The 26,726-nt window shown below is 67.8% G+C and carries 16 protein-coding genes, 1 pseudogene and 2 riboswitches; of the genes and pseudogenes, 11 read left to right on the forward strand and 6 right to left on the reverse strand.

What is annotated here, in order from left to right:
- Window positions 1–251 precede the first annotated feature (251 nt).
- Window positions 252–2,450: an LTA synthase family protein gene (locus G7Z99_RS15540; RefSeq protein WP_181095289.1), complete on the forward strand. Its 2,199-nt coding sequence runs from the start codon at window positions 252–254 to the stop codon at window positions 2,448–2,450.
- Between the two features lie 14 nt (window positions 2,451–2,464).
- Here the strand turns inward: G7Z99_RS15540 and G7Z99_RS15545 are convergent, their stop codons facing one another.
- Window positions 2,465–3,790, reverse strand: coding sequence for a sigma-54-dependent transcriptional regulator (locus G7Z99_RS15545; RefSeq protein ID WP_181095291.1), 1,326 nt, complete (start codon window positions 3,788–3,790; stop codon window positions 2,465–2,467).
- 278 nt (window positions 3,791–4,068) lie between these two features.
- Here G7Z99_RS15545 and G7Z99_RS15550 point away from each other — a divergent pair, with 278 nt between their 5' ends.
- Window positions 4,069–4,335, forward strand: coding sequence for a hypothetical protein (locus tag G7Z99_RS15550; protein ID WP_181095293.1), 267 nt, complete (start codon window positions 4,069–4,071; stop codon window positions 4,333–4,335).
- A 34-nt stretch (window positions 4,336–4,369) separates the two neighbouring features.
- On the opposite strand, the gene G7Z99_RS15555 is transcribed toward G7Z99_RS15550, so the two are convergent.
- The 4 genes from G7Z99_RS15555 to cobW all read right to left on the reverse strand — a co-directional run bounded on the left by G7Z99_RS15555 (window position 4,370) and on the right by cobW (window position 10,894).
- The gene (locus G7Z99_RS15555; RefSeq protein WP_181095296.1) at window positions 4,370–4,933 is read right to left on the reverse strand and encodes a vWA domain-containing protein; all 564 of its coding nucleotides are present in this window, start codon (window positions 4,931–4,933) and stop codon (window positions 4,370–4,372) included.
- Window positions 4,934–5,031: 98 nt separating this feature from the next.
- Window positions 5,032–6,060, reverse strand: a complete 1,029-nt coding sequence (locus G7Z99_RS15560; RefSeq protein WP_181095298.1) for an ATP-binding protein — start codon at window positions 6,058–6,060, stop codon at window positions 5,032–5,034.
- Between the two features lies 1 nt (window position 6,061).
- Window positions 6,062–9,823: a cobaltochelatase subunit CobN gene (cobN, locus tag G7Z99_RS15565; RefSeq protein WP_181095300.1), complete on the reverse strand. Its 3,762-nt coding sequence runs from the start codon at window positions 9,821–9,823 to the stop codon at window positions 6,062–6,064.
- Window positions 9,824–9,826: 3 nt separating this feature from the next.
- Window positions 9,827–10,894, reverse strand: coding sequence for a cobalamin biosynthesis protein CobW (gene cobW, locus G7Z99_RS15570; RefSeq protein WP_181095302.1), 1,068 nt, complete (start codon window positions 10,892–10,894; stop codon window positions 9,827–9,829).
- 92 nt (window positions 10,895–10,986) lie between these two features.
- A riboswitch (cobalamin riboswitch) is annotated at window positions 10,987–11,164 on the reverse strand.
- Between the two features lie 197 nt (window positions 11,165–11,361).
- Window positions 11,362–11,582: riboswitch (cobalamin riboswitch) on the forward strand.
- A 147-nt stretch (window positions 11,583–11,729) separates the two neighbouring features.
- On the opposite strand from cobW, the gene G7Z99_RS15575 reads away from it, so the two are divergent.
- From G7Z99_RS15575 to G7Z99_RS15615, 9 genes are all read left to right on the forward strand, one after another.
- Window positions 11,730–11,915 carry a CbtB domain-containing protein gene (locus G7Z99_RS15575; protein ID WP_060393432.1) on the forward strand — a complete coding sequence of 62 codons (186 nt, stop codon included), beginning with the start codon at window positions 11,730–11,732 and terminating at the stop codon, window positions 11,913–11,915.
- Between the two features lie 10 nt (window positions 11,916–11,925).
- Window positions 11,926–12,606, forward strand: coding sequence for a CbtA family protein (locus tag G7Z99_RS15580; RefSeq protein WP_181095304.1), 681 nt, complete (start codon window positions 11,926–11,928; stop codon window positions 12,604–12,606).
- Complete coding sequence (locus G7Z99_RS15585) at window positions 12,606–13,028, forward strand: cobalamin biosynthesis protein (RefSeq protein WP_181095306.1); 423 nt, start codon at window positions 12,606–12,608, stop codon at window positions 13,026–13,028. Before G7Z99_RS15580 ends, G7Z99_RS15585 begins: the two co-directional genes overlap by 1 nt.
- Before the next feature lie 25 nt (window positions 13,029–13,053).
- Window positions 13,054–13,800 carry a precorrin-4 C(11)-methyltransferase gene (cobM, locus tag G7Z99_RS15590; RefSeq protein ID WP_181095308.1) on the forward strand — a complete coding sequence of 249 codons (747 nt, stop codon included), beginning with the start codon at window positions 13,054–13,056 and terminating at the stop codon, window positions 13,798–13,800.
- Window positions 13,801–14,095: 295 nt separating this feature from the next.
- A complete protein-coding gene (locus G7Z99_RS15595) occupies window positions 14,096–14,710 on the forward strand; it encodes a response regulator (RefSeq protein ID WP_181095310.1) in 615 nt (204 codons plus the stop codon).
- 39 nt (window positions 14,711–14,749) lie between these two features.
- Window positions 14,750–18,001: a transporter substrate-binding domain-containing protein gene (locus tag G7Z99_RS15600; RefSeq protein ID WP_181095343.1), complete on the forward strand. Its 3,252-nt coding sequence runs from the start codon at window positions 14,750–14,752 to the stop codon at window positions 17,999–18,001.
- Window positions 18,002–18,083: 82 nt separating this feature from the next.
- A complete protein-coding gene (locus G7Z99_RS15605; protein WP_181095312.1) occupies window positions 18,084–18,602 on the forward strand; it encodes a gluconokinase in 519 nt (172 codons plus the stop codon).
- Window positions 18,603–18,748: 146 nt separating this feature from the next.
- Window positions 18,749–19,075 (forward strand): hypothetical protein, encoded by a 327-nt coding sequence (locus G7Z99_RS15610; RefSeq protein ID WP_181095314.1) that lies wholly within the window; start codon window positions 18,749–18,751, stop codon window positions 19,073–19,075.
- 170 nt (window positions 19,076–19,245) lie between these two features.
- Window positions 19,246–24,144, forward strand: a complete 4,899-nt coding sequence (locus G7Z99_RS15615; RefSeq protein WP_181095316.1) for an NEL-type E3 ubiquitin ligase domain-containing protein — start codon at window positions 19,246–19,248, stop codon at window positions 24,142–24,144.
- A gap of 13 nt (window positions 24,145–24,157) precedes the next feature.
- Here G7Z99_RS15615 and G7Z99_RS15620 read toward each other — a convergent pair.
- Window positions 24,158–26,620 (reverse strand): annotated as a pseudogene (locus G7Z99_RS15620) (UvrD-helicase domain-containing protein); the annotation flags it as partial.
- Window positions 26,621–26,726 lie beyond the last annotated feature (106 nt).

Below are 26,726 nucleotides of genomic sequence, written 5' to 3' on the forward strand. Positions count from 1 at the left end.
ATGCGAGTCGAAACGGCACGACAGGGCTCGGGACAGGCAGCCGGGGGGCAGGATAACGTACCTGCGCCGGTTGGAGTAGCCGCTTGCCGATCCGTGCGCTACAGGCGGCCGGTAGTGCCACGATCCTGAGTGCCTGAGCGCTCAAGTCCCGTCCATTCGTTACCGGGCTTGTAAGCGGCCTGGGTCACAAGGCAGGCCTGTTATCATTGATCACATTCCTGTGACCGTTCGATGACAATAAGGACATTTTCGTGAAGCACTGGTTCGGCCTCCTTCGTCATCCTGCCGCGCGGCTGACCACGCTCGCCCTTCTGGTGATCGTGATCCCCCTGGTGGCACGCAGCCTGCTGGGGTGGTCTCATCCCTTCGGCTACCTGTCGGACCTGGCCATCGGCAGCGGGCTGCTCCTGCTGCTGCAACGCCAGCGGCCCTGGCTGGCGCTGTCCGTGCTGCTGGTCTGGGCCCTGTTGAGCGTCGCCGCCGCCGAGCTGGTCAGCGCCGTGGGGCGGCTACCCGCCAGCAGCGATCTGGCCTACCTGTTCGATACACAGTTCGTGGAGAACTCCACCGGCGGTGGCCTGGCGCACCCGTGGTTGCCATGGGCCCTGGCCCTGGGGATCGCGTCATGGCTGCTGGCCTGCCGCCTGAGCCGCCGGCAGACGCCCCGCCTGCTGCCGCGACGCGCCTGGAGCGTGCCTGCGGCGCTGCTGGTCGTGCACTGGGCCGGGCAGCACCTGTCGCCTTCCGAGGCCGACCCGTGGCGTCAATTCAACCTGCCGCACCAGTTGCTCGCAACGGGCACCGGTACGCTGCAACAGCACGCCGAGCGGTGGGCCGGGCTCGCGCCCCAGGCGCCACCGCCGTCGATGACCGGGCTGGTGGGCGTCGACCTCGACGGCCAGCGCCTGCTGACAGGCCCCGGCCAGGCACGCAACCTGCTGATCGTCACCCTGGAAGGCATCCCGGGCGCTTATGTGCGCGCCAACCGCCAGGCGCTGCACAGCCCGTTCGATGACGACCTCATGCCCCGGCTCAGCCAGTGGGCCGAACGCGGCATGAACACCCCGGACTACGTGCTGCACACGCACCAGACCATTCGCGGCCTGTACGCGATGCTGTGCGGCGACTACGACAAGTTCGACAACGGCACGCCCAAGGGCGTCGAGCTGCTCAACCAGCAGGCCCGCAACCAGGCCTGCCTGCCAGCGCAGCTGCGTCAGCACGGTTTCACCACCCATTACCTGCAAGGCGCCGGCCTGCGCTTCATGGCCAAGGACCGCATCATGCCGCACATCGGCTTCGAGGCCGTGCATGGGCTGGAGTGGTTCACCCACGACAACTACCTGAGCTTCCCGTGGGGCAAGGACGACAAGGCCTTCTTCGAAGGCGCCGCGCAGTACGTGGGGCAACTGCGCCAGCAGCGCGAGCCCTGGATGCTCACGCTGCTGACGGTCGGCACGCACCAGCCCTACTCGGCACCCGAGGCTTACCTGGCGCGCTACCCCAGCGCCAAGCAGGCAGCGGTCGCCTACCTGGACGATGCCCTGGGCGACTTCCTGGAAACGCTGGAGCGCCAGGGCGTGCTCGAAGACACCCTGGTGGTGATCACCTCGGACGAGTCCCATGGCATCGACGGCGTGCGCCTGGCGTCGGCCTGGGGCTTCAACCTGATGCTCGCGCCCGACCAGGCGGCACTGCCACGGCTCAAGTCGGGCACCTATGGTCACGTCGACCTGACGGCCTCGCTGCTGGACTACTTCGCCCTGCCCGTTCCGGCCGAACTCAACGGGCGCTCGCTGCTGCGCGACTATGCCAGCGGCCGGCCCATGCTCTCGTTCACCAACGGTCAGTTGCGCCATCACGATGGTCGCGGCACGCTGACCGAATGCGATTTCCAGCAGCGCTGTCGTCGCTATGCCAGCGAGGGCTTCATTGCCAGCGCGGCGCGCTACCTGGGCCAGGGCGACCGAAACGCCGCGCAGCAGGTCACGGCCATGGCGGGGACCCTGGACCGTTCGTTGATGAGCACGCCGCTGAACGTGCGCTACCAGTTCGGCAGCGCGACGCCCGTGCCGTTGAACCCACGCGTGCGTGACGACTGGGTCGACAACCTGATCGGCGCCCAATACCTGGAAATGCCAGAGGGCTCACGCACGCGCGTACGCCTGAAAATCCGCTCGCTGGCCTCAGGCGACCCTGCACAGATCCTGCTCAAGGCCAAGGAGTTCGAGCAGGACGTGGCGCTGGGGCTGCCTGAACGGATGACCGTGAGCGCTGAGCAGCCGCTGGTCATGGAATTCGACTTCGACAACCCCACGGTGCGCAAGGCGTTCTCGTTCCACCTGCTCGGCTATGGCACGGGTGCCGTGGAAATCAGCGACTTCAGCGTGATCACTGCCCTGCCAGGGGAGGACGATCCGTACCGCGACGAGGAACACCCGCCCGCGTGATGGGGCGGGCTCGCCTAACGGATCTGGTGCTTGTGCAGCAAACGATAGAACGTCGGCCGCGAGACGCCCAGGACCTTGGCCGCCAGGGTCATGTTGTCCCCGTGCCGATGCAGCACGTCGCACAGCGCCTGACGTTCGGCCCGGTACTTGTAGTCTTCCAGCGTGGCGATCGGCGCTTCTTCTCCCTCCAGCGTACGCAGGCCCAGGTCCTGGGCCTCTACTTGCCGGCCTGCGGCCAGCACCAGCCCACGCCGGACGCGGTTGGCCAGTTCACGCACGTTGCCCGGCCAGTCGTGTCGCCCCATGGCGCTTAGCGCGGCCTCGCTGAACGCGCGAGGGGTGCGGCCGGTTTCCTGGCTGTAGAAACGCGCGAAGTGCTCGGCCAGCGTCGGCAGATCGGCGTGACGCTCGCGCAGGGCCGTGGTGGCGATGCGTGTCTCGGCCAGGCGCTGGTACAGGGCTTCGTCAAAGCGCCCTGCCTGCACGGCGGCCTCCAGATCAACCCGGGTCGCGGCCAGAATGCGTGGCTCGACCTCGCCCGAAGGCGCGTCCCCGGTCTGGCAAGCCCCCTGCGCGTCGATCAGATGCACGAGCGCAGCCTGTGCAGCAGGTGAAAGGTCGGCAATTTCATCGAAGAACAGCGTCCCGCCGGTCGCCGCCTGCACCCGCGACGGCAGGGACGGCTGCCCCCCGTCGCCTGCCTCGCTCGACGGGGCGGACAGCGCATACTGAGGCGCCTGCGTCGACAATCGGCTGCAATGGACCATCAGGAAAGGACGGTCTCGACGGGGCGACAGGCGATGCAACGTGCGCGCGACCAGCTCCTTGCCCGTGCCGGGCTCACCGTGGATCAGCACTGCAGACCCCGCAGGCGCCAGCTTGATCAGCCCTTTGCGCAGCTCGCGCATCGCCCGGCTGTCGCCCAGCAATTCGTGTGAAGACTCATCGGCCTTGACCGAGCCCTTGCCGCGCGAGCGCGATTTGCCATGGGCACGGGTCAGGGTGGCCTGCACGCGCGCCGGGTCGAACGGCACCGTGTGAAAGTCGAAGAACCACTCGCACACGAAGTCGCCGACGTTTTGCAGGCGCAGTTCTTCGGCGCTGAGCACGGCGATCCACTCGAGGGTGCTGTGCTTGATGAGCGCCTTGACGGCGTCTGGCTCGCGCAGGTGTTCGGCGCGCAAGCGCAGCAGGCCAACACCTGCCGCAAGGCTGCTGGCGCTGGAAAAGTCCCCGATATCGACCTCCCACCCGGCGCTGCGCAAGCTAGGCAAGAGCACGTGACACGCATCGCAGGGGTCGATGATCAATAGACGGCGGTGGGCTACAGCGTCGGACATGGACGGTTCCTTGGCGCCAAAGAGTGATTTTTCTTTCTTAAACAGTAAGTTGCAGCGCCTTCATGAAAAGTAGCAATTAACCGTCAAAAAAACGAATACCATTCGTCGGCCACGCCTGTTGGCAAGGAACTTTGACGCTCGCTGTGATCGTGAAATTTTTTCTCCGCGCATGTGACTTGGTAGTGTCATGCGCGCATCACTACCCAACACCCGACGACGATGATGTGCAGGGTCGTCGTCGACCTTTTCCGCTGTTCAGGATCATAGAGAGCCAAACCATGAACGCCCCGCTCCGTGTCAACGACGCCTTGCTGATCGCCGACCACGCCTTCGAACCGTTCCAGTGCGTTGCCTGGGATGCGCCCAACGGCACCGGTGAACTGAGCCTTGCCGTGATCGACCGGACCAACACCCGCATTGGCAGCAAGCAAGTGCCTTCGCGCGTGTACACCGATACCCAGCAATGGCTCGGGCTGATCGAACAGGTCAGAAGCGAGCTGAGCGAACAAGGCTATGCGCTGCAGCCTTGGGTGATGCCCAAGTAAGGGCCGCGCACTCAGCAACGAGGATGGGGCGGCATCAGCGCGGCGCGAAGGCGTCCAGGGTCCGGTAATCCGCCTCGAGCTGCTCGGCCAGCAGGCGAGCACGCCCTACGCGAATGGGCGAGCGCTCCATGTCCACCACCAGGCTGGCGCAGGGCAGCGGCTGCACGGGCGCCCACTGCGGGAGACGGCCATCGGTCAGCACCAGGCAGCGCTGGCGTTCTTCAGGCAGACGCTTCTGTCGGGCCAGCAGCCAGTGACGTGCCTGGGCCAGCGCGGCCAGCAACGGTGTACCGCCGCCGGCGCCCAGGTCGTCCAGCCAGCCCTGCAAGGCCTGCGAGGCTTTCAGGCCGTGGCACTGCCAACGGGGCGTGTCCCCGCTGGCGGTCAGCAGCGCCAGGCGCGCGCGTTGTCGGTACGCGTGATCGAAACATTCGGCCAGCAAGCCTTTGGCCTGAGCGAGCGCGCCATGCCGATGCGTCGAGGCGGAACTGTCGACGATCACCACCCAGAGCTCGGCAGGCCGTGCCTGCCGCCGTTGCCAGCGCACATCCTCACGCACGCGCGGCCTGCCCTGCCCCAGGGTCGCGGCCCAGGCCACCTGCCCTTCGCTGGCCTGGCGTGCCCGACCGCGCGGTGCGCCTTGCAGCGCGCCCTTGCCCTGAGAGGCGTCCGGCCGGTCAGTCCGGACGCGGACGCTCAGGGCTTTTTTGCCCAGGTCGGTACCTCGCGCCGCGGGCCGCTGGCCACAGGTCGGGGCGGCAGCGCTCCCCAGGCGCCCTGCCCAGGCGAGGGATCGCCTTCAGGCTCGCGCGGCGTGTGCCCGGCCTCATGGGGTGAGGGCGGGGACGAGGCCGCCTCGGGCGTGGGCGGTGACGCGACCCGACGGCGATGGCGCAAAGCGAACTCCGCCACGGCCTCGATATCCTCGACCTCGATGCGCGACGCGCTGCGCCAGGCCGCATGCGCCCGGGCAGCGCGCAACCAGACCAGGTCGGCACGCAGGCCGTCGACGCCTGCGGCGAAGCAGCGCTCGGTGATGTCGGCGAGCGCCGTGTCGTCCAGCGCAATGGCGTCGAGCCGCTGCCGCGCCGCGTGGCAGCGGGTGCGCAGTTCGGCCTGCGCCGTGGCCCATTCGGCGAGAAACGCGTGCGGGTCGCTGTCGAACGCCAGGCGCCGACGAATGATCTGCTGGCGCGCTTCAGGTGGCGGCTGGCCGTCCAGGGCGACGTTCAACCCGAAGCGGTCGAGCAACTGCGGGCGCAGCTCGCCTTCCTCGGGGTTCATGGTGCCGATCAGCACGAAGCGCGCCGAGTGGCGATGCGAAAGGCCATCGCGTTCCACCCGGTTGGTGCCACTGGCCGCCACGTCCAGCAGCAGATCGACCAGGCCATCGGGCAGTAGGTTGACCTCGTCCACGTAGAGCACACCGCCGTCGGCCTGGGCCAGAACGCCGGGCGCGAAGCGCACCTTGCCCTCGCCCAGCGCTGCATCCAGGTCGAGCGTGCCCACCAGGCGGTCTTCGCTGGCGCCCAGCGGCAGGGTCACGAACGGGCCGTCGCCGAGCAGGTCGGCCAGGCCGCGGGCCAGGGTGCTCTTGGCCATGCCGCGCGGGCCTTCGATCAACACACCGCCGATCTTCGGGTCGATGGCGGTCAGGCACAGCGCCAGCTTCAGCGCCTGCGCGCCGACCACCGCCGCCAAGGGGAACTGCACAGGTTCGGTCATTTCAGGTCTCTTCTTCGCCGGCGATCAGCTGTTCTTCCAGCGCTTCGCGGTAGGGACCGGGCGCAGCCCAGAGCCCACGCTGCTGCGCTTCGATCAGCCGCTCGGTCATGTCATGCAGCGCCTGCGGGTTGTGTTCGCGCAGGAATTCACGGGTTGCCGGGTCGAGCACATAGGCATCGGCCACGCCCTGGTAATGGTGATCGTCGATCAACCCGGTGGTGGCGTCGAAGGCGAACAGGTTGTCCACCGTGGCCGCCATCTCGAAAGCCCCCTTGTAGCCATGCCGCTTGGCACCGGCGATCCACTTGGGGTTGAGCGCGCGGGCACGGATCACTCGATTGAGCTCTTCTTTCAAGGTGCGCACGCGCGGGCGGTCGGCCTGGCTGTGATCGCCGTGGTAGGCGCTGACCGCCCCCTCCCCCAGCGTCTGCGCCGCTGCCAGCATGCCACCCTGGAACTGGTAGTAGTCGTTGGAATCGAGCAGGTCGTGCTCGTGGTTGTCCTGGTTCTGCACCACGGCCTGCAACTGGCCCAGGCGCTGGGTGAGGGACGCGCGCGCAGGCGTGCCGTCATCGTGGGCACCGTAAGCGTAGCTGCCATGGTTCAGGTAGACCTCGGCCAGGTCGGCACGCGTGTTCCACAGCCGCCCGTCGATCGCGTTCTGCACGCCGGCCCCGTAGGCCCCGGGCTTGGCACCGAAGACCCGCCAGCCGGCCTGACGCGTGGCCTGTTCGGTGTCCAGGCCGGTGGCCTGCAACGCCTGGCGCTCGGCACGCACCTTGGCCGCCAGCGGGTTGAGGTCGTCCGGCTCGTCCAGCGCCGCGACCGCTTGCACGGCCGCATCGAACAGGCGGATCAGGCCACCGAAGGCATCACGGAAGAACCCGGACACGCGCAGGGTGACGTCTACCCGTGGCCGATCGAGCAGGCTCAGGGGCAGGATCTCGAAGTCGTCGACGCGCTGACTGCCGTTGGCCCACACCGGCCGCACGCCCATCAGGGCCATGGCCTGGGCGATGTCGTCACCGCCCGTGCGCATGGTCGCGGTGCCCCAGACCGACAGCCCCAGGCGACGCAGGTGGTCGCCGTGGTCCTGCAGGTGCCGCTCGAGGATCAGGTTGGCCGAGGCGAACCCCAGGCGCCAGGCGGTGGTGGTCGGCAGGTTGCGCACGTCCACCGTGTAGAAGTTGCGGCCGGTCGGCAGCACGTCCAGACGTCCCCGGCTGGGGGCGCCACTCGGGCCGGCCGGCACGAAGCGCCCTGCCAGGGCAGCCAGCAAGCCGTCCATTTCCGCCGCGCCGCAGGCATCGAGACGTGGCGCGACCTCGCTCGCCAGCGCGTCGAGCACCTCACGCACGGGCTGCCAGGCCGGAGTGGCCGGCAGGTCGAGCTCGCCAGCCAAGGTCTGCTCGATCAACACCAGTGCCAGACGCTCGAGCCGCTCGCGGGTGTCGCCACAGGTGCGCCAGGGTTCGTCGCTCTGCGCCTGCAACCGAGGGTCGCGTACGCCCTGCCATGGCTGACCGAGGTCGCAGTCCAGCGGGTCGAAGCCCGGCGCCAGGCAGGCACCCAGCGTGCGCAACAGGCTGGCGTTGCCGCCCTTGCCATCGCCACGCGCCACCCGCAGCAGGGCCAGCAGCGTGTCGAGGCGCAGACGCCCCTCGGGCGACTGGCCGAACACGTGCAGCCCATCGCGGATCTGCGATTCCTTCAGGTCGCACAGGTAGGTGTCCAGGCGTGGCAACCACACGTCGGCATCCTCGAGCGTGCCTTCGAGCTGCAACTCGCGGTCGATGTGGTTGGCCTTGACCAGCGCCAGGATGTCGCGCTGCAACTCGCGCGCACGGCGCGGGTCGAGCAGCTGCGCTTCGTAGTATTCATCGGCCAACTGCTCCAGCTCGCGCAGCGGGCCGTAGGTCTCGGCACGGGTCAGCGGCGGCATCAGGTGGTCGATGATCACCGCCTGGGTCCGGCGCTTGGCCTGGGCACCCTCGCCGGGGTCGTTGACGATGAACGGGTAGATGTTCGGCAGCGGGCCGAGCAGCGCATCCGGCCAGCACTGCGCCGACAACCCGACCCCTTTGCCGGGCAGCCACTCCAGGTTGCCGTGCTTGCCGACGTGAATGACCGCATCGGCCCCGTAGGCATGCCGCAGCCAGAAATGAAACGCCAGGTAGCCGTGGGGTGGCACCAGGTCCGGGTCATGGTAGACCGCGCTGGGGTCGACCTGGTAGCCACGGGCCGGCTGGATACCGACGAAGGTCAGGCCCAAGCGCAGGCCGGCGACCATCAGCCGACCGTCGCGGTGCATCGGGTCCTGCTCGGGCGGGCCCCAGCGCTCCAGCACGGCGCGCTGATTGGCCTCGGGCAGCGCGGCGAAGGCCTGGGCGTAGTCGTCCAGCGCCAGGCTCTGGGCGCAGGGGCGCTGGTCGAGGTGTTCAAGGTCGTTGGTGACGCCGCCGAGCAGGGCCTGGATCAACGCCGTGCCGCTGTCGGGCAGCCCCTGGACCGGGTAGCCCTGCTGCTGCAGGGCCTGAAGGATGTTGAGCGCCGCGCCTGGGGTGTCCAGCCCGACGCCATTGCCGATACGCCCATCGCGGGTCGGGTAGTTGGCCAGCACCAGCGCCACGCGCTTCTGCGCATTCGGCAGGCGTGCCAGCTCGACCCAGCGACGCGCCAGTTCGGCGACGAAATCCATGCGCTCGGGGTGCGCGCGGTAACAGACGACGTCCGATTGGCTGCGCTCGCTGCGCCAGGCCAGGTCCTTGAAGCTGACCGGGCGGGTGATGATGCGACCATCGAGCTCCGGCAGCGCGATGTGCATGGCCAGGTCCCGCGCCCCGAGGCCCTGCTCGCTGGCTTCCCAGGCGGGCTGGTTGTCCTGGGCGCAGATCGCCTGCAGCACCGGGACGTCCCGGCGCAGAGGGCGCAGGCTGGGCCGCTCCGGGCTGGACAGGGCGAAGCCGGTGGTGTTGAGCACGACCTCGGCGCCCGCCTCGTCCAGCCAGGCTTCGACCTGGGTCAGGCAGGCCGGCTCCTTGAGACTGGCCACGGCGATCGGCAGCGGGTTCAGGCCTGCCGCCTGGAGACGCTCGCAGAACCGGTCGATGAAGGCGGTGTTGGCCGCCTGCAGGTGCGAACGGTAGAACAGGATCGGCGCCACCGGCCAGTCGGGTTGCCACTGGGCGAACCACGTGTCCAGGTGCGTACTGCCGTGGGCGGGGTGATAGACCGTGGTGCGTGGCAGTGTTTCAGGCTCGGCCCAGGCGCCCTCACGCCCGAGATAGCTGCTCGCCAGACACCTGAACAGGTTCAGGGCATTCTGCCGACCGCCCTGGCGCAGGTAGTGCCAGAGCCGCTCGGCTTCGGCGCCACGCACGTTGCCCAGGTCGGTCAGCTCAGGGTCCGGGCGATCGTCACCCGGTACCAGGATCAGCGTCAGGCCCCGGCGCGCCAGTTCGACCAGCTGCTCGACGCCATAGCGCCAATAACCGACCCCGCCGTGCAGCGAGACCAGCACCACCTTGGCGTGACGCAGCACCTGGTCGACGTACAGGTCGACCGAGGCATGATTCTGCACCTGCATGGGGTTGGCCAGGCGCAACGAGGGGTAGTCGTCGGGCAACTGCTCGGCGGTGTCGGCCAGCAGCGCCAGGTGCGAATCGCCGCTGCACAGGATCACCAGCTCGGCCGGCGTCTGCCCGAGGTCGGCGATGCTGTCGTCCGGTACGAAGCCCCCCGGCTGGGTCCTGAGCAGGTGCATGGGTCAGGCGCCCAGGGCCTGACGCAGGCGCGTTTCGAGCAGCGCCGCATCCAGGTCCTGGCCAATCAGCACCAGGCGCGTCAGGCGCGGCTCGTCGGCACGCCAGGCGCGGTCGAAGTGCTTGTCGAAACGGGTGCCGACGCCCTGGATCAGCAGGCGCATCGGCTTGCCCGGAATGGCCGCGAAGCCCTTGGCGCGCAGGATGCCGAACTCGACCACCAGCGTGGTCAGCGCTTCCAGCAGGCGGTGTTCGTCGGCTTCGGGCAGGTCGATGGAGATCGAGTCGAAGGCGTCGTGGTCATGGTCGTCCTCGCCTTCGCCGTCATGGTGGCTGTCGTGGTGCGTGCGCCGTCCATCGATGTGCACTTCGGACTCGGCGCCCAGGCCCAGCAGCACCTCCAGCGGCAGGCGGCCGCTGCTGGCCTCGATCACCTTGACCGCCGGCGGCAGCTCTTCCATCACCTCGGCACGGACCTTGGCCAGGTCGTCGGCCGCGATCAGGTCGGCCTTGTTCAGCACCACCAGGTCGGCACTGGCCAACTGGTCGGCGAACAGTTCGTGCAGGGGCGATTCGTGGTCCAGGTTCGGGTCGAGCTTGCGCTGGGCATCCACCTGGTCGGGGTAAGCGGCGAAGGTGCCGGCGGCCACGGCCGGGCTGTCGACCACGGTGATCACGGCGTCGACCGTGCAGGCGTTGCGGATCTCCGGCCACTGGAAGGCCTGCACCAGCGGCTTGGGCAACGCCAGGCCGCTGGTTTCGATGAGGATGTGGTCCAGGTCGCCGCGCCGGGCCACGAGCTCACGCATCACCGGGAAGAACTCTTCCTGCACCGTGCAGCACAGGCAGCCGTTGGCCAGCTCGAAGACCCGGCCCATGGCCTCCTCTTCGGTACAGCCGATGCTGCATTGCTTGAGGATCTCGCCATCGATCCCCAGCTCGCCGAACTCGTTGACGATGACCGCGATGCGGCGGCCCTGGGCGTTGTCCAGCATGTGCCGCAGCAGGGTGGTCTTGCCCGAGCCGAGAAAGCCGGTGACGATGGTGACGGGGAGCTTGGCCAGTGTTTTCATGTCGATGCCCTTGGCAGGATGGCGGGCATGCGGGACGACAGCACGGGCCTCGGGCCAGGCTGGCTCGCCACCGGGACACCCCGCCCGGTTGAAGTCGCAAACGTGTCGAGGCAGGTCTCCTGGCTTGCACCCTGCCAGCCTGGGGCTGACCGGACGACGCCTTCCCGCGTCGCGCGCAGTGGCCGTGTCGTCCTTGGGGTGTCTACAGTTGCGGGGGCAGCCGCGGCCTTGAACCGCGTTCCCGTCTTAGCCCCGACCCGGCCAGGCGCAGCGTGCAGCGTCGAACGGCCGGGGGCCTGGAGCGACGGGATGCGTACCGGCGATGAAGCGGCGGTCGGAGAACCTCGAACCAGCAAGGCTACGCAGTGGCTGGCAAGCGGTCAACCGCCACCGCGCCGGGCGCGTGCACCCTGGGCCGATGAATCGACGCCTCGGGCCGCCATTGACGCCTGGGGGCGCGCATGCTTTCCTACGGGCCTGCGTAAGGTGCCCCTCGGGGTGAAACGGGAAACCGGTGCGTCGCGGGCCTCTCGAAGGCTCACGACAAGGCCGGTGCTGCCCCCGCAACGGTATGCGAGCCATGCGTCATCGTGCCACTGGGCCTGTCCGGCCTGGGAAGGCGATGCGTGCCAGGAGAGCCCTGCTCTCGCTCGTCAGCCCGGAGACCGGCCTCACGCCTGATCAACACCCCGCGGTGGGCGGGCGCTGTCGCATGATCCCGGATTCGCCCCGAGCCTGACCTCGGCGCCCAGTGGCGCCCGTCCATTGGCCGACGGGCCTGAGGGGCCCATGGCGCGTGCCTGTTCGCCCTCACCCGTAGCAGAGGAACGCGTCCATGGCTTCGACTCTCACCCCTTCCAGCCTCGTGCGGCCAGCCAGCCTCACCCAGCGCCTGGTCATCGCCACCGGTGCCGGCCTGCTTGGCCTGGCGCTGGTCTGGTTCGCTGGCTTCTCGCACATCGACGCGGTCCACAATGCCGCCCACGATACGCGCCACAGCGCAGCCTTCCCCTGCCACTGAGGCCTTTCGCATGATCACGCGTATCGCCCGCACCGCCGCCTTCAGCGGCCTGCTCGCCGCCCTGCTGCTGACGGCGCTGCAAAGCCTGATGGTCACGCCCTTGATCCTCGAGGCCGAAACCTACGAGCATGCCGAACCCCACGTGCACGCCACCGAGAGCGCCATGCCGGCGCACGCCCACGAGGAGGACGCCTGGTCGCCCGAGGAGGGCTGGCAGCGCGTGCTGTCGACCACCGGCGGCAACCTGGTGGTCGCCGTCGGCTTCGCGCTGCTGCTGGCCGGCCTCTACAGTGTGCGTGAACCCACCCGGATCGGCACGGGGCTGGCCTGGGGCCTGGCAGGCTTCGCCGTGTTCTGCCTGGCGCCGACCCTGGGCCTGCCGCCCGAGCTGCCGGGCACCGCCGCGGCCGACCTGGGGCAGCGCCAGTCCTGGTGGATCGGGACTGCCGCCGCGACCGCCGTGAGCCTTGCCCTGCTGGTGTTCACGCGGCACTGGCTGTTCAAGCTGGTCGCGCTCGCCCTGCTGGTGCTGCCCCACATCATCGGCGCCCCGCAGCCCGAGGTGCATGAAAGCCTGGCGCCTGAAGCGCTGGCGCAGCAGTTCAGGCTGGCGTCGTGGGCCACCAACGCGGTGTTCTGGGTGGCTCTGGGGCTGATCAGCGCCTGGCTGTATCGCGGTCGCCAGGCCTGATGACATCCGGCCCTGCAGCCCCGGCTTTGTTCGTCGGCATCGGCTGTCGCCGGGGCTGCTCGGTCGATGAACTGGCGAGCCTGCTCACACAGACCCTGCAGGCCCAGGGTGGGTCGATGGCAAGGCTGGCCGGGCTTGCCAGCATCACGCTCAAGGCCGAGGAGCCTGGGCTGTGCGCCCTCGCCGAGCGGCTCGCCGTGCCCTTGCGCTGCTTCGACCCCCACGCGCTGCAGGCTTTCGAACCTCGGCTCACGCACCGATCGCACGCCGCCTGGCGCGCCACCGGTTGCTGGGGCGTTGCCGAGAGCGCCGCGCTGGCCCTGGCTCATCAGCACACGGGCGCTGCCTGGCTGATCGTGCCACGCGTGGCCAGCGCCCAGGCCACCTTGGCCATGGCGTGCGGCCCTGGCTTTGCGGGATAATCTAGGTTTTTCGCAAGGATCCAGCATGACGGTGTATTTCATTGGCGCCGGCCCGGGCGACCCGGAACTGATCACGGTCAAGGGCCAGCGACTCATCCGCCAGTGCCCGGTGATCATCTACGCCGGCTCGCTGGTGCCCCCTGGCGTGCTCGACGGCCACTGCGCCACCCAGGTGATCAACAGCGCCGAGCTGCACCTGACCCAGATTATCGACGCCATCGCCCAGGCCCATGCCCAGGGCCTGGACGTGGCCCGGGTGCACAGCGGCGACCCCAGCCTGTATGGCGCCATCGGCGAGCAGATCCGTCACCTGCGCGCCCTCGGCATCGACTACCAGATCATCCCCGGCGTCACCGCCACCGCGGCCAGTGCCGCGTTGCTGGGCTGCGAGCTGACCCTGCCGGACATCGCCCAGACGGTCATCCTCACCCGTTACGGGGACACCTCGCCGATGCCTGAAGGCGAAGCCCTGGCCGACCTGGCCCGACACCGCAGCACCCTGGCCATTCACCTAGGCGTGCGCAACCTGCCGCGCATCGTCGACGAACTGTTGCCCGCCTACGGCCCCGACTGCCCGGTGGCCGTGGTGCACCGCGCCACCTGGCCCGACCAGGACTGGGTCCGGGGCACCTTGGCGGACATCGTGGCGCAGGTCGACGCCAAGGGCTTTCGCCGCACGGCGTTGATCCTGGTGGGGTTCGTGCTGGGCGATGCGCCGTTTGCCGAGTCGGCGCTGTACCGGGCCGGGCACGCGCACCTCTACAGGCCTTGACCCTCCGGGCCTGGAAGGTCTGAAAGCTCGGCACACGAGCGCGCCGAGTGTCGCCGTCGCGCAGCGATCCGATACGCGCCGCCTTCCAGCCACCGGCTGCCTGGGCTCAATGCGCTGATCTTCAGCGCTCATGTAGGAATTTTCTACAACTCTGTCTGCTTTTTTCAACAACCCTATACTGCCCATTACGTGCACCGGGGAGTTCGACGTATCGTGCCGCCCGCCGTCAGCCCTTGCTGACAGAATGATTCCTACAACTGACGGGAATCGGACTCATTTCCGACAGGAGTTTCTGATGACAACTGTATTGGTGGTGGACGACCATCCCACGGTACGTCTGGCCTTGCGCATGCTGCTCGAGCGTGAGCGGTTCATCGTGGTGGGCGAGGCCGAGAACGGCGCCGACGCCGTTCAGATGGCGCGGCGCCTGGCGCCCGACGTAGTGATCCTCGACATCGGCCTGCCGGGCCTGGATGGCATGGAGGTGATCAAGCGCCTGAAACTGTTCGAGACGCCACCGCGCATCATGGTGCTGAGTGGTCAGCCGGCGGATCTGTTCGTACGTCGTTGCCTGGACGCAGGCATCGCTGCGTTCGTCAACAAGAACGAGGACCTCGACTCGGTGATCTTCGCCCTCAAGGCCATGGTCAAGGGGTACTCGACCTTTCCACAACTGTCGGTCAACAGCCACACGCTGGAAAGCGAAAGCGTGCGCCTGGGCTATCTGTCCAACCGTGAGATGGAAGTACTGCGACGCTTGTCGCGCGGTGAGAACAACAAGAGCATCGGCGTGAGCATGAACTTGAGCGCCAAGACCATCAGCACCTACCGCGGGCGCATCATGGAAAAGCTCAAGACCGAGTCGCTGGTGGAAATGGTCGACCTGGCCAAGCGCAACCAGGTCACCTGAGCCTTGAATGCCCTGATCCTGCTTATCGCGCTTGCCCTCATGGGCGGCTATGCCACCGAGGCCGACGCCTTCGAGCCCCGTCAATTGCTGGCACGCTCGCTCAGCGTCAGCCAGCCGCTGTCGCTGAAGCCGGCCGATCGGCACTGGCTGGCGCAACGCCAAGCGCTGATCCTGGGCAGCTCCAGACCGGACTACCCACCCTTCGACATCAACATCAGCCCGCTGGACTATGAAGGCCTGACGGCCGATTACGCAGGGCTGATCAGCCAGGTGCTCGGCATCCCCGTCCAGGTGCGACGCTTCGACGACCGTCAGCAGGCGATCGCCGCCTTGCATGCCGGGCAGATCGACCTGCTGGGCAGCTCCAATGGGTTCGAGGCCGCGGATGCCCACCTGGCCCTGACCCACGCCTACGCCGATGACCTGCCGGTGATCGTCGGCACCCCCGCCCGCCCCCTGGGCAGCGGGCACACGCTGGCCGGCCTGCGCCTGGCGATGGTCGACCACTACCTGCCGCACGCGCGCGTGCGTGCGCTCTACCCCGATGCCACGCTGATGCCGGTGCGCTCGACCCTCGCCGGGCTGTCGGCGGTGCTGCTCGGGCAAGCCGATGCCTATCTGGGCGATGTCATCAGCAGCGATTTCATGATCAGCAAGAATTACCTGGGCCAGCTGCGTGTCGATCACTTCGTCAAGGCGCCGCGCGAGGCCTTCGCCTTCGCCGTGGACCGCCGCGAGACGACCTTGCTGCGGCTGCTCGATCAGGCCCTGCTGGCCATCGGCGACAGCGAACGCCTGAATATCCTGCGCCGCTGGACCAGCGGCACCACGCGCACCCTGCTCGAGCAGAATGCCGCCCTGCTGACCGACCAGGAGCAGCGCTGGATCGCCACTCACCCCACGATCAAGGTCCTGATGACCCCGACCCTGCCGCCGCTGGCCATGGAGGACGATGACCGACGGCTGAGTGGCATGACCGTCGACCTGCTGGCGCAGATCGGGCGCCGTACGGGCCTGCGCTTCGAGATCCAGGCGCGCGACTCGGTACAGGCCATGGTCGATCAGGTGGCCAGCGGCCAGGCCGACCTGATCGGTGCACTGGGCTATGGCGACGAGCGCGCTTCACGCCTGCTTTTCACACGGCCCTACCTGGTCAGCCCGCGGGTGCTGGTGACCCGGGTGGGTACGCCGCTGTCCGACACGACGCTGGCCGGTCAACGCGTGGCGCTGCTGCGTGGTTCACCGCTCAAGGCGCCGTTGCTGGCCCGGTTTCCCGAAGCCCGTATCGTCGAGGTGGAAAACCCCTTGCGCATGTTCGAGGCCGTCGCCAACGGCAAGGCGGATGCCACCTTGAGCGCGCAGGTCAACGCCAATTACCTCATCGGCCGCCTGTTCAAAGGGCGTCTGCAGATCGCCTCGACCTATGGCGACGAACCGGCCATCGCAGCGTTCGCGGTCGGGGCGACGCAACCGATCCTGGGGTCGATCCTGGACAAGACCTTGCTCAGCATGCCGCCCGAAGAACTCGACGCCCTCTTCGGCCCGTGGCGCAGCACGGCCCTGGTCAATGCCAACCCCTGGCACGATTACCGCACCCTGGCCCTGTGGGTGCTGGTCCTGTCAGGCCTGCTGCTGGCCGGCGTGCTGCTGTGGAATACCTGGTTGCGCACCCTGATCCAGCAGCGCACCGTCGCCGAGCAGGCCTTGCAGAACCAGCTGGTGGTAAGCCGGGACCTGCTCGAGCAGTTGCGTCAGGCCAAGAACGGCGCCGAGCAGGCCAACCGGGCCAAGAGCAGCTTCCTGGCGATCATGAGCCACGAGATCCGCACGCCAATGAACGCGATCATCGGCCTGCTGGAGATGGCGCTGCAAGAGCACGAGCAGGGCCGCAGCGATCGACGCGCCTTGCAGACGGCGCACGATTCGGCCATGGGCCTGCTGGCGCTGATCGGCGATATCCTCGACATCTCGCGAATCGAAGCCGGGCACATGGCGCTGCACCCGGTGCCGACCGACCTGGTCGCACTGGTCGAGTCGACCGCTCAGGTGTTCGCCGTCAACGCGCGGGCCAAGGGCTTGCAGCTGACGGTCAACCGGCCGCCGGTGGCGGTCTGGGTGCGGGTCGACCCGCTGCGCATTCGGCAGGTGCTGTCCAACCTGCTGAGCAATGCCATCAAGTTCACCCCCCATGGCGACGTGCAGGTCTATCTCGACGCCCAGGACCCACAGGACGGCAGTGCGCTGACCGTGCACCTTCAGGTACGCGACAGTGGTATCGGGATCCATCCGGCCGATCAGGTGAAGCTGTTCGCCGTGTTCTCGCAGGTGGAGCAACCGGGCGCCCATCAAGGCGCCGGACTGGGCCTGGTGATCAGCCGCACCTTGTGCGAGCTGATGGGCGGCAGCCTGGCGTTGCGCAGCACACCGGGCCAGGGCACGCAGATCGACGTGCGCCTGACACTGGACCCTGCGCAACCGAGCGAACCGGCCCGTGCGATCGACGCAGCGCCAGGCCACGTCAGCAGGCAGGCCCTGCAGGTGCTGGTGGTCGATGACTACCCGGCCAATCTCATGCTGCTGGAAAAGCAACTGACCAGCCTCGGCCACCATGTCACCTTGGCCGAGGAGGGTCAGGCGGGCCTGGCGCACTGGGCGCACGGACACTTCGACGTGGTCCTGACCGATGTCGCCATGCCGGCGCTCGACGGGCATGCGCTGACACGTCGAATCCGCGCCCTGGAACGTGAACAGGACCGCGCGCCCTGCCGCATCCTGGGGATCACCGCCAACGCCCAGGCCGAAGAGCGTCAACGCTGCCTGGACAGCGGCATGGACGATTGTCTGTTCAAACCCGTCGGCCTGCAGGCGCTGCGTGCGCACGTTCCTCCGGTCGAGGCGACAGGCCTCGCCAGCGCACCGGTCGCGCCTGACGTTTCAGCGCCCCTGGAGGTCAAGCCCAGCGGCTTCGACCTGGACGAGCTGCGTCACTTGACCCAGGGCGATCCGCATCTGGAACTGCGCTTGGTCCAGCAACTGGCCCAGAGCAATGCCCAGGACCTCGAGGCCTTGCTGGCCCTGGGTGAAAGGCCTGACCCGCAGGCGCTACGGGCGCTGGTGCACCGCATCAAGGGCGGCGCCAAGATGATTCGCGCCCGTGGCGTGGTGGCTGACTGCGAGCAGCTCGAACAGAACGATGGCCCGTGGGACGGCGCTGCACTGGCTCAGTTGCAGGCACGTGTGCGAGGCTTGCAGCACGACCTGGAGCAGCTCGCCGCAGCGCGTGCGCGCTGAAGGCCGAACGCTGGACGCCGAGGAACGTCGCTGACGCCCTTGCTGTCGCAAGCACAATGACGCGACCTACACAGGAGGCAGGATGGACTCGCTGACGGCGATCGTGGTGATGGGGGTGTCCGGGTGTGGCAAGAGCAGCGTGGGCACGGCGATCGCCGTGCGCAGCGGCGGCCACCTGATCGAGGGCGACGCGTTCCACAGCCCCGACAGCATCGCGAAGATGCAGGCGGGCATTGCACTCGAGGATGCCGACCGGGCCGGCTGGCTGGATCGCCTGTGCGAGGCGCTGCGCGCGTCGGTGCGCCAGGGCGAACGGCCGGTGCTGGCCTGCTCGGCGCTCAAGCGTCGCTACCGCGACACGCTGCGCCAGGCCGTGCCTGGCCTGGGTTTCGTGTTCCTCGAGTTGAGCCCGGCCGCTGCACGCGACCGAGTGACCCTGCGCCTGGGCCACTTCATGGCCCCCAGCCTGATCGATAGCCAGTTCGCCACGCTCGAACCGCCGGTCGACGAGCCCCTGACCCTGACCCTGGACGCGCTACAACCTGCCTCCGTACTGGCCGACCAAGTCGATGCATGGCTGACGTTGAAGACGGTCTCGTAAGCGGTTCGACCAGTGTGCGAACGACCGCCTGTCGCGCCCAGGGCACTTACCCGGCAGGCCGGATCACCAATGATCAAGCACCCGGCCAGATGCGTTGGCCACCGATTCCAGCGTCGCAAGCGATGCGTCTTCACAGGAGCTTGACCATGAAGCGATCCCTGACCACCACCTGCCTGCTCGCCGCCCTGCTCGCCTCTCCCCTGGCCTTGGCAGTGGGCACCGGCCCGACCCACCCGGACGACCCTCACAAGGGCGCGCCCACGCCAGGGGTCGACAGCACCCTGAACCCTACCCAGGACACCATGCCGACCAACCCGGATTCGCGCATCCAGGGCAACGGGCCTGACTCCCCACCTGCTCGCCAGGAGCATGACAACCCAGGCTTGCCAGGCCAGAAAGGGACGGGGTCGGAGCGCAACAGCGATCTGGACGGCGTTCGCACCGGCGACGGTTCTACCACCACCAAGCCATGAGCTTCACCGAGCGCGCCCAAGTTCGAATGCGCTCATGAGGCGCTATGCGAAAGCGCGGTGGCGTCCATGACGACCGCCGCGCCTCATCGTCTCTTCAGTGGTAGTCATTCACTACCCTGACCGCGCCCCGCCCGGCTTGGATGACGGCTTCTTTCACAGGAGCCCTCTCCATGACCGCAACGTCACCTGCTTTTCATCATGCCCAGATCTCACGGGCCTTCCCTGACTGGTCCAAACACCTGCATCCACACGACGCCTCTCGTGTGATCAAGGGCGCACGCCCTCCTTACTTCGATGAGCAAGGCGCCCTCTTCAGCTGGTACGCCGTCGCCGAGGAACAGGACAAGCAGACGCTGGCCGAGGCATTTCGCGTCCGTAATGCCAGTGCACGGTCCTTGGCCAAGGCAATGCGTGACAAGCGCGACCCGATCAGTTTCGCCACACCGCTGCTACAGGAAGCCCTGGGCCTGGAAGTACCGGTCGGTACGGCACAGTACGTGTTCCAACCCTTCACCGTGGCGCAGGACTGGATCCAGGAACCCCTCGATCAAAGCCTGCCGCCTTCGGGCGACCCATTGCCGCCTGCGAAGGTGGTCACGGCGAATGGTCCGGCGCGGGCGACCAGCCTGCTGGCCGCTGCCTTGCACAATTTCGAAGGCTTGGAGGCCGTCGGTCCGCTGAGCACCTTGCGCCTGGGTCCCGCGGACGACACCCCTTTGCCAGGGTTGAGCATGGGCCGCTTCGTCAGTACCTGCCGTCGCCTGGACCTGGGCGGGCGCTACCAGCGTCACCTGGCCGATCTCTATCACGGAGCACAGGCTACTGGCATCGAGCAGGCCTGGATCCAGGCCAGCCTCGACCAACTTCGACTGGATACCCACGTGGCCGCCTTGCGCGGCCTGATCAGTCACGCCGCCCGACGAACGCTGCTGGACTGGTGCGATCGAAGGCCTGGCGTGACCTACAGGGGCCACCCCTTGACCTGTCAGCGCCTGGAGCTGTTCGGCATCCCCCTGCATGACGTGCTGATCATCAGCGCCGAGAGCCGCGATCAGGTCAACCCGTGTCTCTTGTACATGCCGGGGCACCCTGATCAGCCCGTGCGCGAGTTCGACTCGATCAGTGCACTCGGCAAGCAACTGGCCGCTGGCCTTCAGGCAGAAGACGCCCGGCGGTACCTGCTGGGCAAGGCCTTGCTCGCACAGCAGCCTGCCCTGGACGCCCACGTGCGATCGGCGCTTTTCGAGCGCCATGAGCACTTGGGGGACCCGGTCTGGGTACCGGTAGACTCCCCCAGGGTCAGGGCGCAACTGCGCAAGTTGCCCACCACCCCATGGCGCGACCTGTACAAGGCCTACGTGCGAAAGCTCAAGGCCGATGCCGAATACGTCGTGGTGCCCACGGCCCGCGTGGATGCCGAGGCGCGCCTGACCCTGCTCGAGCACTGGCTCGATGCAGGACTGAACGTGCTCAACGTGGCGGCCATGTTCGTACCCGGCCTGGGCCAGGTGATGCTGGCGGTCAGCGCGGCACAACTGCTCGATGGCATCTTCCAGGGCTTCGAGGCCTGGGAAGACGGCCAACGTGCCGAAGCCTTGGGCCAGGTGGAGTCGCTGCTGCTCAACGCGCTCAGTGTCGGCGCACTGGCCGGTGGCTCGGTGGCATTGAAGGCCTCCGGGTTCATCGATGCCCTGGAGAGCGTGTTCGTCGATGGGCAGGAACGCCTCTGGCACCCCGACCTTGGCGCCTACCGCAGCGATGTCGCGATACCGCCCGACACCCTGCCCAATGTCCACGGCCAGTACGTGCTCGACGGTCGTCACTACGTGCGCCTGGAAGAAGGCTGGTACGAACAGCGTCTGGACGACGACGGGCGCTGGCACCTGCACCACCCGAGCGACCCTGACGCCTACGCCCCTGCCTTCGTCCATGACGGGGCCACGGGCTGGCGCCTGATCCATGAAACGCCGCTGGACTGGGATCGCTTGACCCTGGTGCGTCGGCTGGGTCCGGCCGGCCAAACCTTGAAGGAGGCCGACGTCATGGCCGCCTTGCGTGCGAGCGACACCGACGACGCATTGCTGCGGCATTGCCATGTAGCCGCCGAACCGCCGCCCGTCCTGCTGACCGATGCGCTCGTACGCTTGAATGTCGACGATGAGGTCGAGGACCTCATCGATCGCGTGCGACAGGGTCTGCCCTTGCCCCCGCACAAGAACTATGCGGTCGCCGCCTTGCCCCACCTGCCTGGTTGGCCCGAGGATCATATCGTGGAGGTCTTCGAAGGCAGCGAGCAGTGGGGAACGTCGGTCCGTTACGGGCGCCTCCCACAGCCAGGCGACGTGATCGTGAAGATGACACGCGATGAGTTGAGCCAGGGTGCGCTGGCAAGGGTGGTGATCGAGCAGATCGACGCCAGGACCCTCGCTGCACTGCTGCCGCCTGGCACGGCCATGGCGCGACCGGTGCAGACCTTGCAACAGGTCCTGGCCGACGCGTTGATCGGTCAGCGTGAGGCCGTGTTCGCCCGCCTCCATGACGCGCGTCAGGCGGCTCCGAACGCAGCCGCACGCTGGCTCGGGCGACAGTTCATCGGTGTGCCGGACAACGCCTTGAACGCCGTGGTGGAAGCGGCCAGTCAGACCGAGCAACGCCAACTCGACGCGGGGCGCGTGCCGCTGCGGGTGGCAGAGGAAGCACGCCAACTGCAAGCCCGCTGCCGCCTGGAACGTGCCTTGCTCGGCCTGTACCGCCCTGGCCTGGCCACCGCCGACACCTGGACCCTGTTCGCCGCCTTGCGCGAAGCCGAGCCCGCACTGCCGGCCGACCAGCTGTTCGAGACAGCCTGCAGGCGTCGCGCCTGGGCGGCGCGCACGCTGGGTCAGCAGCCGATCAAACCGGGCTTTCGCTCGCCCCTGCGCCTGAGCGATGGGCGTCTGGGGTATCCACTCAGTGGCCGACCTCGGTTGTCGCGCTGGCGGCGCCCTGCCGAGACCCGTCTGCAGGACCTCTACCCGAGCCTGACCGAGACGGAACGCACGCAGTTGCTGACCCAGCTCCGCGCGCGAGGCCCGCTTGCCGACCAATTGTCCGCGCTGCGACGCGAACAGGATACCTTGGCCGTGAGCCTGCTGCGCTGGACCGAGGCGGCCGAGGGTGATGAGCGCCAGGACCGCCACCTGTTCAGCCAGGCCATCAACCGCGCCTGGCGGCGCGAGGGAGGTGCTGACCTGGTGATCAGCAACCTGCGTATACATGAACTGCCGTTCCTGCCGGCACGCTTCGATCATGTCCGCAGACTCCACCTGCGAGGTCTGGCATTGCGCTCGATATCGGGCGACTTCTTGCAGAGCTTTGCGCAACTTGAGCGACTGAACGTGGCCTTCAGCCCCGATCTGGACACAGAGACGCTGTTCCAGGCCTTGTCCAGTGCGCCACGGTTGCGCGCGCTGAGTCTGGAGGCCGGCCATCTCGAGCGTTTGTCGGCACAGGCGGAGACTGCCCTGGCCGGTCTGCGCTCACTGACCGAGCTGTCCTTGCAACGCAATCTGCTGACCATGACCGAAAACGATTGGCGGACACTGGCACGCTTGCCGCTGACGTCGCTCAACCTGCGCCTGAATCGCATCACCCTGACGCCGACCGCGGCCCAGGTGATCGGCGAGATGGTCAATCTGCAGGCGCTCGACCTGTCGCACAACCCCCTGCACGTGGCACCGGCGCTGGGCCAACTGGCCCGCTTGCAGACCCTGCACCTGCACGACTGCGGGCTGAGCGCCTGGCCCGAGGGGCTGACCGCCTTGATGGAACGCCCCGACTGCGCCCTGCAACACCTGGATCTGAGCGAGAACCGCATCACCCAGGTCCCGGGGCTGACCGTGCTGCTCGACTCGATTTATGTACACGCGCTGAACGGCAACGCTCACGGGCGCTTCTGGCGCTTCAACTTCAATGGCCTGGAGGACGAGACGGCCCGCCAATTGACGGCCGCCGGCGTGGTCGTGCTCGAACACGAGCCCCTTGCCGACCCGGCACGCCACGTGGATTGGCTCGACGGCGCCCGCGAGGCGCAACGGGAGGTGTGGCACAGCCTGTTCGATGACGACGCCCACCGTGACTTGCGCGAGGTCATCGAACGGGTGGGTCGTTCCGCGCAGGCCCGGGACAACCTTCGCACCTTGCGCACCCAAGTCTGGACCTTGCTGGAACGTGCGGCAGAGGACACCGCCCTGCGCGAACGGCTGAATGAAATCGCCGGCGATTTTCCCGCGACCTGTGGCGATGCGGGGGCCGATGCCTTCAGCGCCCTGCAGATCGAAACGATGGCCTACAACGAGAGCACCACGAGCGACCTGCCTGGCCCGTACCTGTTCAACGTCTACCGGCGCCTGTTCCGCCGCGACCAGGTGAACGTCCTGGCCGCGCGCCTTCATGCGGCACGGCTCGAGCGCCAGGCGGTCTTGATCGCACGTGCCCAGGGCCAGGCGAGCGATGTTCCCCTGCCCCCGCTCGATGCGCTCGACGACATCAGTGACGAGCGGTTGCTCGAGGGTGGCGTGGACGACATCGAAATTCGCCTGGCACTGCGTCAAGCCCTGGCCGAGTCGCTGGAGTTTCCCGAACCCAGTCAGGACATGCTGTACCGGGAAACCGCCCAGGTCTCGCTGACCACGCAGTTCAACGTCGAGGAGGCCGTCCGGGCGCTGGACGCCGATGCACAGGCGCGACGGCGCTGGATCGCGGCACAACCGGCCTGGCAGCGATTCCTGCGCCGTCGCGAAGCGGCGCGATTCGACGCGCTGGACGCGCGCTGGTACGACGGCCTGGACTACCTTGCCGGTTGTCTCGACACGGACAGCCCCCTGGTGGACACCTTGGACGCGTCAGTCGTCAGCGTGCTGAGCGATGCGCTGTCATCGTCACCGCTCGATGAGGCAGGACGTCCACGACGGCTCACGTTCACCGACCAGGTGTACCGACAGGCCGTGGAGCGGGTCAGCGCTGCTCGACAGGCAGCGGTGGACGCCCTGATCGCACAGCTGACTGCCGAACAGGATCCGAACCGCTGATGCGCGTGCCAGCACGCAGGTCTTCGAAGCAGGCCTGCGTGCCATCGATCCGCGCCGACGCGCGTGCCAGTGCACCAGGCTCGCCGGTGGGCGGGTCGACGAACCAGTAGCAGTGCCCAATGGCGCGCGTCACCGCGACGTACGCCAGGCGCTGGACCTCGTGCTGCTGCGCGGTATCGAACGCGTGCGCATCCCCTGGGTCACCCAGGCCCGCCAGGCGATAGGCCTGGTTCTTGTACGGCGAGCTCGTCAGGTACTGGCAATCGCCCAGCAGAAAGACCGTATCGGCTTGCAGGCCCTTCGCACTGTGATAGGTCAACCGGCGCAATCGTCGCTCGGCGGCCGGCAGCCGTGCATCGTGCTCGATCAGGTCGGCCAAGGCCTTGTCGACCTGAGGCCGGTCGCTGCCCTTGCGGAACAGCAGCAAGATGCTATCGCCCTGGTGGTAATGCTCGCGCAGGGTCGCGGCAAGCACGTCGTCGTCCCTGTCCATGACCCGGACCGGCGTCTGTGGCAGCTCGGCGGCCACCCCGCTGGCCACGGCCTTCTTGCCCGGGACGGCGGGCGTGCCCTTGACCAGGTGCTGGGCCGCGTCGATCACCTGCTGCTGACTGCGGTAGTTCTCCACCAACATCACGCGGGTCATGGCAGGCGACTTGAAATGCTCGGCGAACTGCATGAAATAGGTCGGCGAGCTCCCACGCCAGCCGTAGATCGACTGCCAGTCGTCGCCCACGCACAACAACGAGGCATGCTGCACGGTACGCCCGGCGTGCATCGCCGGCCCGCGACGCCGAATCTCGGCCAGGCTGGCGCGCAGCCAACTGACGATCTGCGGCGAGACGTCCTGGAACTCGTCGACCATCAGGTGCGTCAGCGGGCGTAGCAGCGCATCGGGCAGCAGGCGCAGGTTGTCGGCATTGCGCTCGCTGAACAGTGCGAACATGCGGTTGTAGGTCATCACCGGTGGCGACTGATCGAGCAGGTGGTCCTCGAACGCCGTCCAGAACAGGGCCAGCGCTTCAAAGAACAGGGCATCGCTGTCGCCAGGGGGGAAGGTCATGTCGGCCACAGCCGCGTTGACCTCCAGCCCGAGGTTCTCGATGAACCCCGCAGCGCTGACGAACGCGTCCAGCAACGGGGCAGGCGCCAGCTCGCCCTTGATCCTGACCTCGAACCCCGGCCCGGCCACGGCATCGCCGGCCAAGGCGCGCGCGAAGTGCCGGGCGGCCTCGTAGGTGTCCAGCCAGATCAGCGGCTGGTCGCAGAACGCCTGGAACAGCGTGCGCTTGACGGCCCACTCGGCCCGCGCCGACAGTCGCGCGCCCGGGCGCTGGCGTTGCGCCGATTCGCTCGGATCGAAGCCCAGCATCACCCAGGCGCCCGTGCCTTCGACGCGGCCTTGAACCCGGAAATCGCCGCCACGAATGCGCACCACCTCGCGGCACGGCTCGATGCCCGGGATCGGCCAGGCACCGGCGGCGTACCACAGGTCTTCGATGAGATCGCACAGCTCCTCGTCGCGCTCGGCGGCCAATTGCGTCACCTGGGCACGCTTCTGCACGTCGGGGTGCTGAGGGTCGAGCGGCTTGAGCTGCATCGCATCCTGGCGCAGCGTGGCGACCAGTTCGGCGAACCGTGGGTGGCTGCCCAGCAGGTTCCCATAACAGCGGTTCAAGTGCTGGCGCTGGGTATCGTTCAGGCGCAGGTCGAAGGGGTTGCTCTCGACGTCGGCCGCGTCTGCCTCCTGTGCCGGGCTGCCGAGCATCTCGAAGGCGCTCATGCGGTCGAAACCGGGCAGGCTGCGCACCAGCGGCAAGAGCCGCGAATGGAAGGTGCGCACCAACTCGCGCGCCTGGGCGGGCGTCGGCGCCACGCCCCAGCCGTCGAAGACCTGGCGCAGCCGCTGGATGAAATCCTTGCGCGATTCACGGGTGAAGGTGACCACGGTCATGGCGTCAGGCTCGTAGCCCAGGTAGTGCTGAAGCAGCAGGATGCGCAGCACCAGCGAGGTCGACTTGCCGGCGCCAGCCCCTGCGACCACGCAGGTGGACGGTGTGTCGCTGAAGATCATCTTCCACTGCGCCGGGCTGGGCTGGGCGTGTGCAGGCAGGCGTGCAGCCACATCGGCCTTGAACCGCTTCTTCAGCTCACGGGTGATCGGCAGGCGCCAGTCGTCGAACAGGTGATCGTCTTCACCTGGGCGTGCAGGCGCCAGATGGCGATGGTCGCGGATGACCAGCACCTGGCGGCCGGCTTCCAGCCCCTCACGGTGCCCCTGCTCGAACGCGTGCTGCAGGCCTTCGGCCTGACCGTCGGACCACCCGGCGCGATGCCCCAGGTGCCAGGATTCCAGGTGCTGTGCCCGTAACCGGGACAGGCCCCCGCCGAACAGGCGCGCGATGACGCGGCGGAACCAGGGCAATTGCGCCGTCGGCAGAAGATCGGGCAGCGGCTGGGATGGGTCGACGGACACGGTCACTCCGGACAGGAAACGAATCAGGCTGCATGGTGGCGGTAAGTCGATGAAATGGCCAGTGTTTGCAAAGAGATCAGAGACTTGGCCGCCCCAGGGCAAAAAA

Origin of the sequence: Pseudomonas entomophila (assembly GCF_013523165.1) — a bacterium.
GTDB classification, from domain to species: domain Bacteria; phylum Pseudomonadota; class Gammaproteobacteria; order Pseudomonadales; family Pseudomonadaceae; genus Aquipseudomonas; species Aquipseudomonas entomophila_A.

Bases quoted from the DNA above. Each gene is read 5' to 3' on its own strand.
- G7Z99_RS15545 (WP_181095291.1), bottom strand. From the start codon at position 3,790: ATGTCCGACGCTGTAGCCCACCGCCGTCTATTGATCATCGACCCCTGC.
- G7Z99_RS15550 (WP_181095293.1), top strand. From the start codon at position 4,069: ATGAACGCCCCGCTCCGTGTCAACGACGCCTTGCTGATCGCCGACCAC.
- G7Z99_RS15560 (WP_181095298.1), bottom strand. From the start codon at position 6,060: ATGACCGAACCTGTGCAGTTCCCCTTGGCGGCGGTGGTCGGCGCGCAG.
- cobN (WP_181095300.1), bottom strand. From the start codon at position 9,823: ATGCACCTGCTCAGGACCCAGCCGGGGGGCTTCGTACCGGACGACAGC.
- cobW (WP_181095302.1), bottom strand. From the start codon at position 10,894: ATGAAAACACTGGCCAAGCTCCCCGTCACCATCGTCACCGGCTTTCTC.
- G7Z99_RS15575 (WP_060393432.1), top strand. From the start codon at position 11,730: ATGGCTTCGACTCTCACCCCTTCCAGCCTCGTGCGGCCAGCCAGCCTC.
- G7Z99_RS15580 (WP_181095304.1), top strand. From the start codon at position 11,926: ATGATCACGCGTATCGCCCGCACCGCCGCCTTCAGCGGCCTGCTCGCC.
- G7Z99_RS15585 (WP_181095306.1), top strand. From the start codon at position 12,606: ATGACATCCGGCCCTGCAGCCCCGGCTTTGTTCGTCGGCATCGGCTGT.
- cobM (WP_181095308.1), top strand. From the start codon at position 13,054: ATGACGGTGTATTTCATTGGCGCCGGCCCGGGCGACCCGGAACTGATC.
- G7Z99_RS15595 (WP_181095310.1), top strand. From the start codon at position 14,096: ATGACAACTGTATTGGTGGTGGACGACCATCCCACGGTACGTCTGGCC.
- G7Z99_RS15600 (WP_181095343.1), top strand. From the start codon at position 14,750: ATGGGCGGCTATGCCACCGAGGCCGACGCCTTCGAGCCCCGTCAATTG.
- G7Z99_RS15605 (WP_181095312.1), top strand. From the start codon at position 18,084: ATGGACTCGCTGACGGCGATCGTGGTGATGGGGGTGTCCGGGTGTGGC.
- G7Z99_RS15610 (WP_181095314.1), top strand. From the start codon at position 18,749: ATGAAGCGATCCCTGACCACCACCTGCCTGCTCGCCGCCCTGCTCGCC.
- G7Z99_RS15615 (WP_181095316.1), top strand. From the start codon at position 19,246: ATGACCGCAACGTCACCTGCTTTTCATCATGCCCAGATCTCACGGGCC.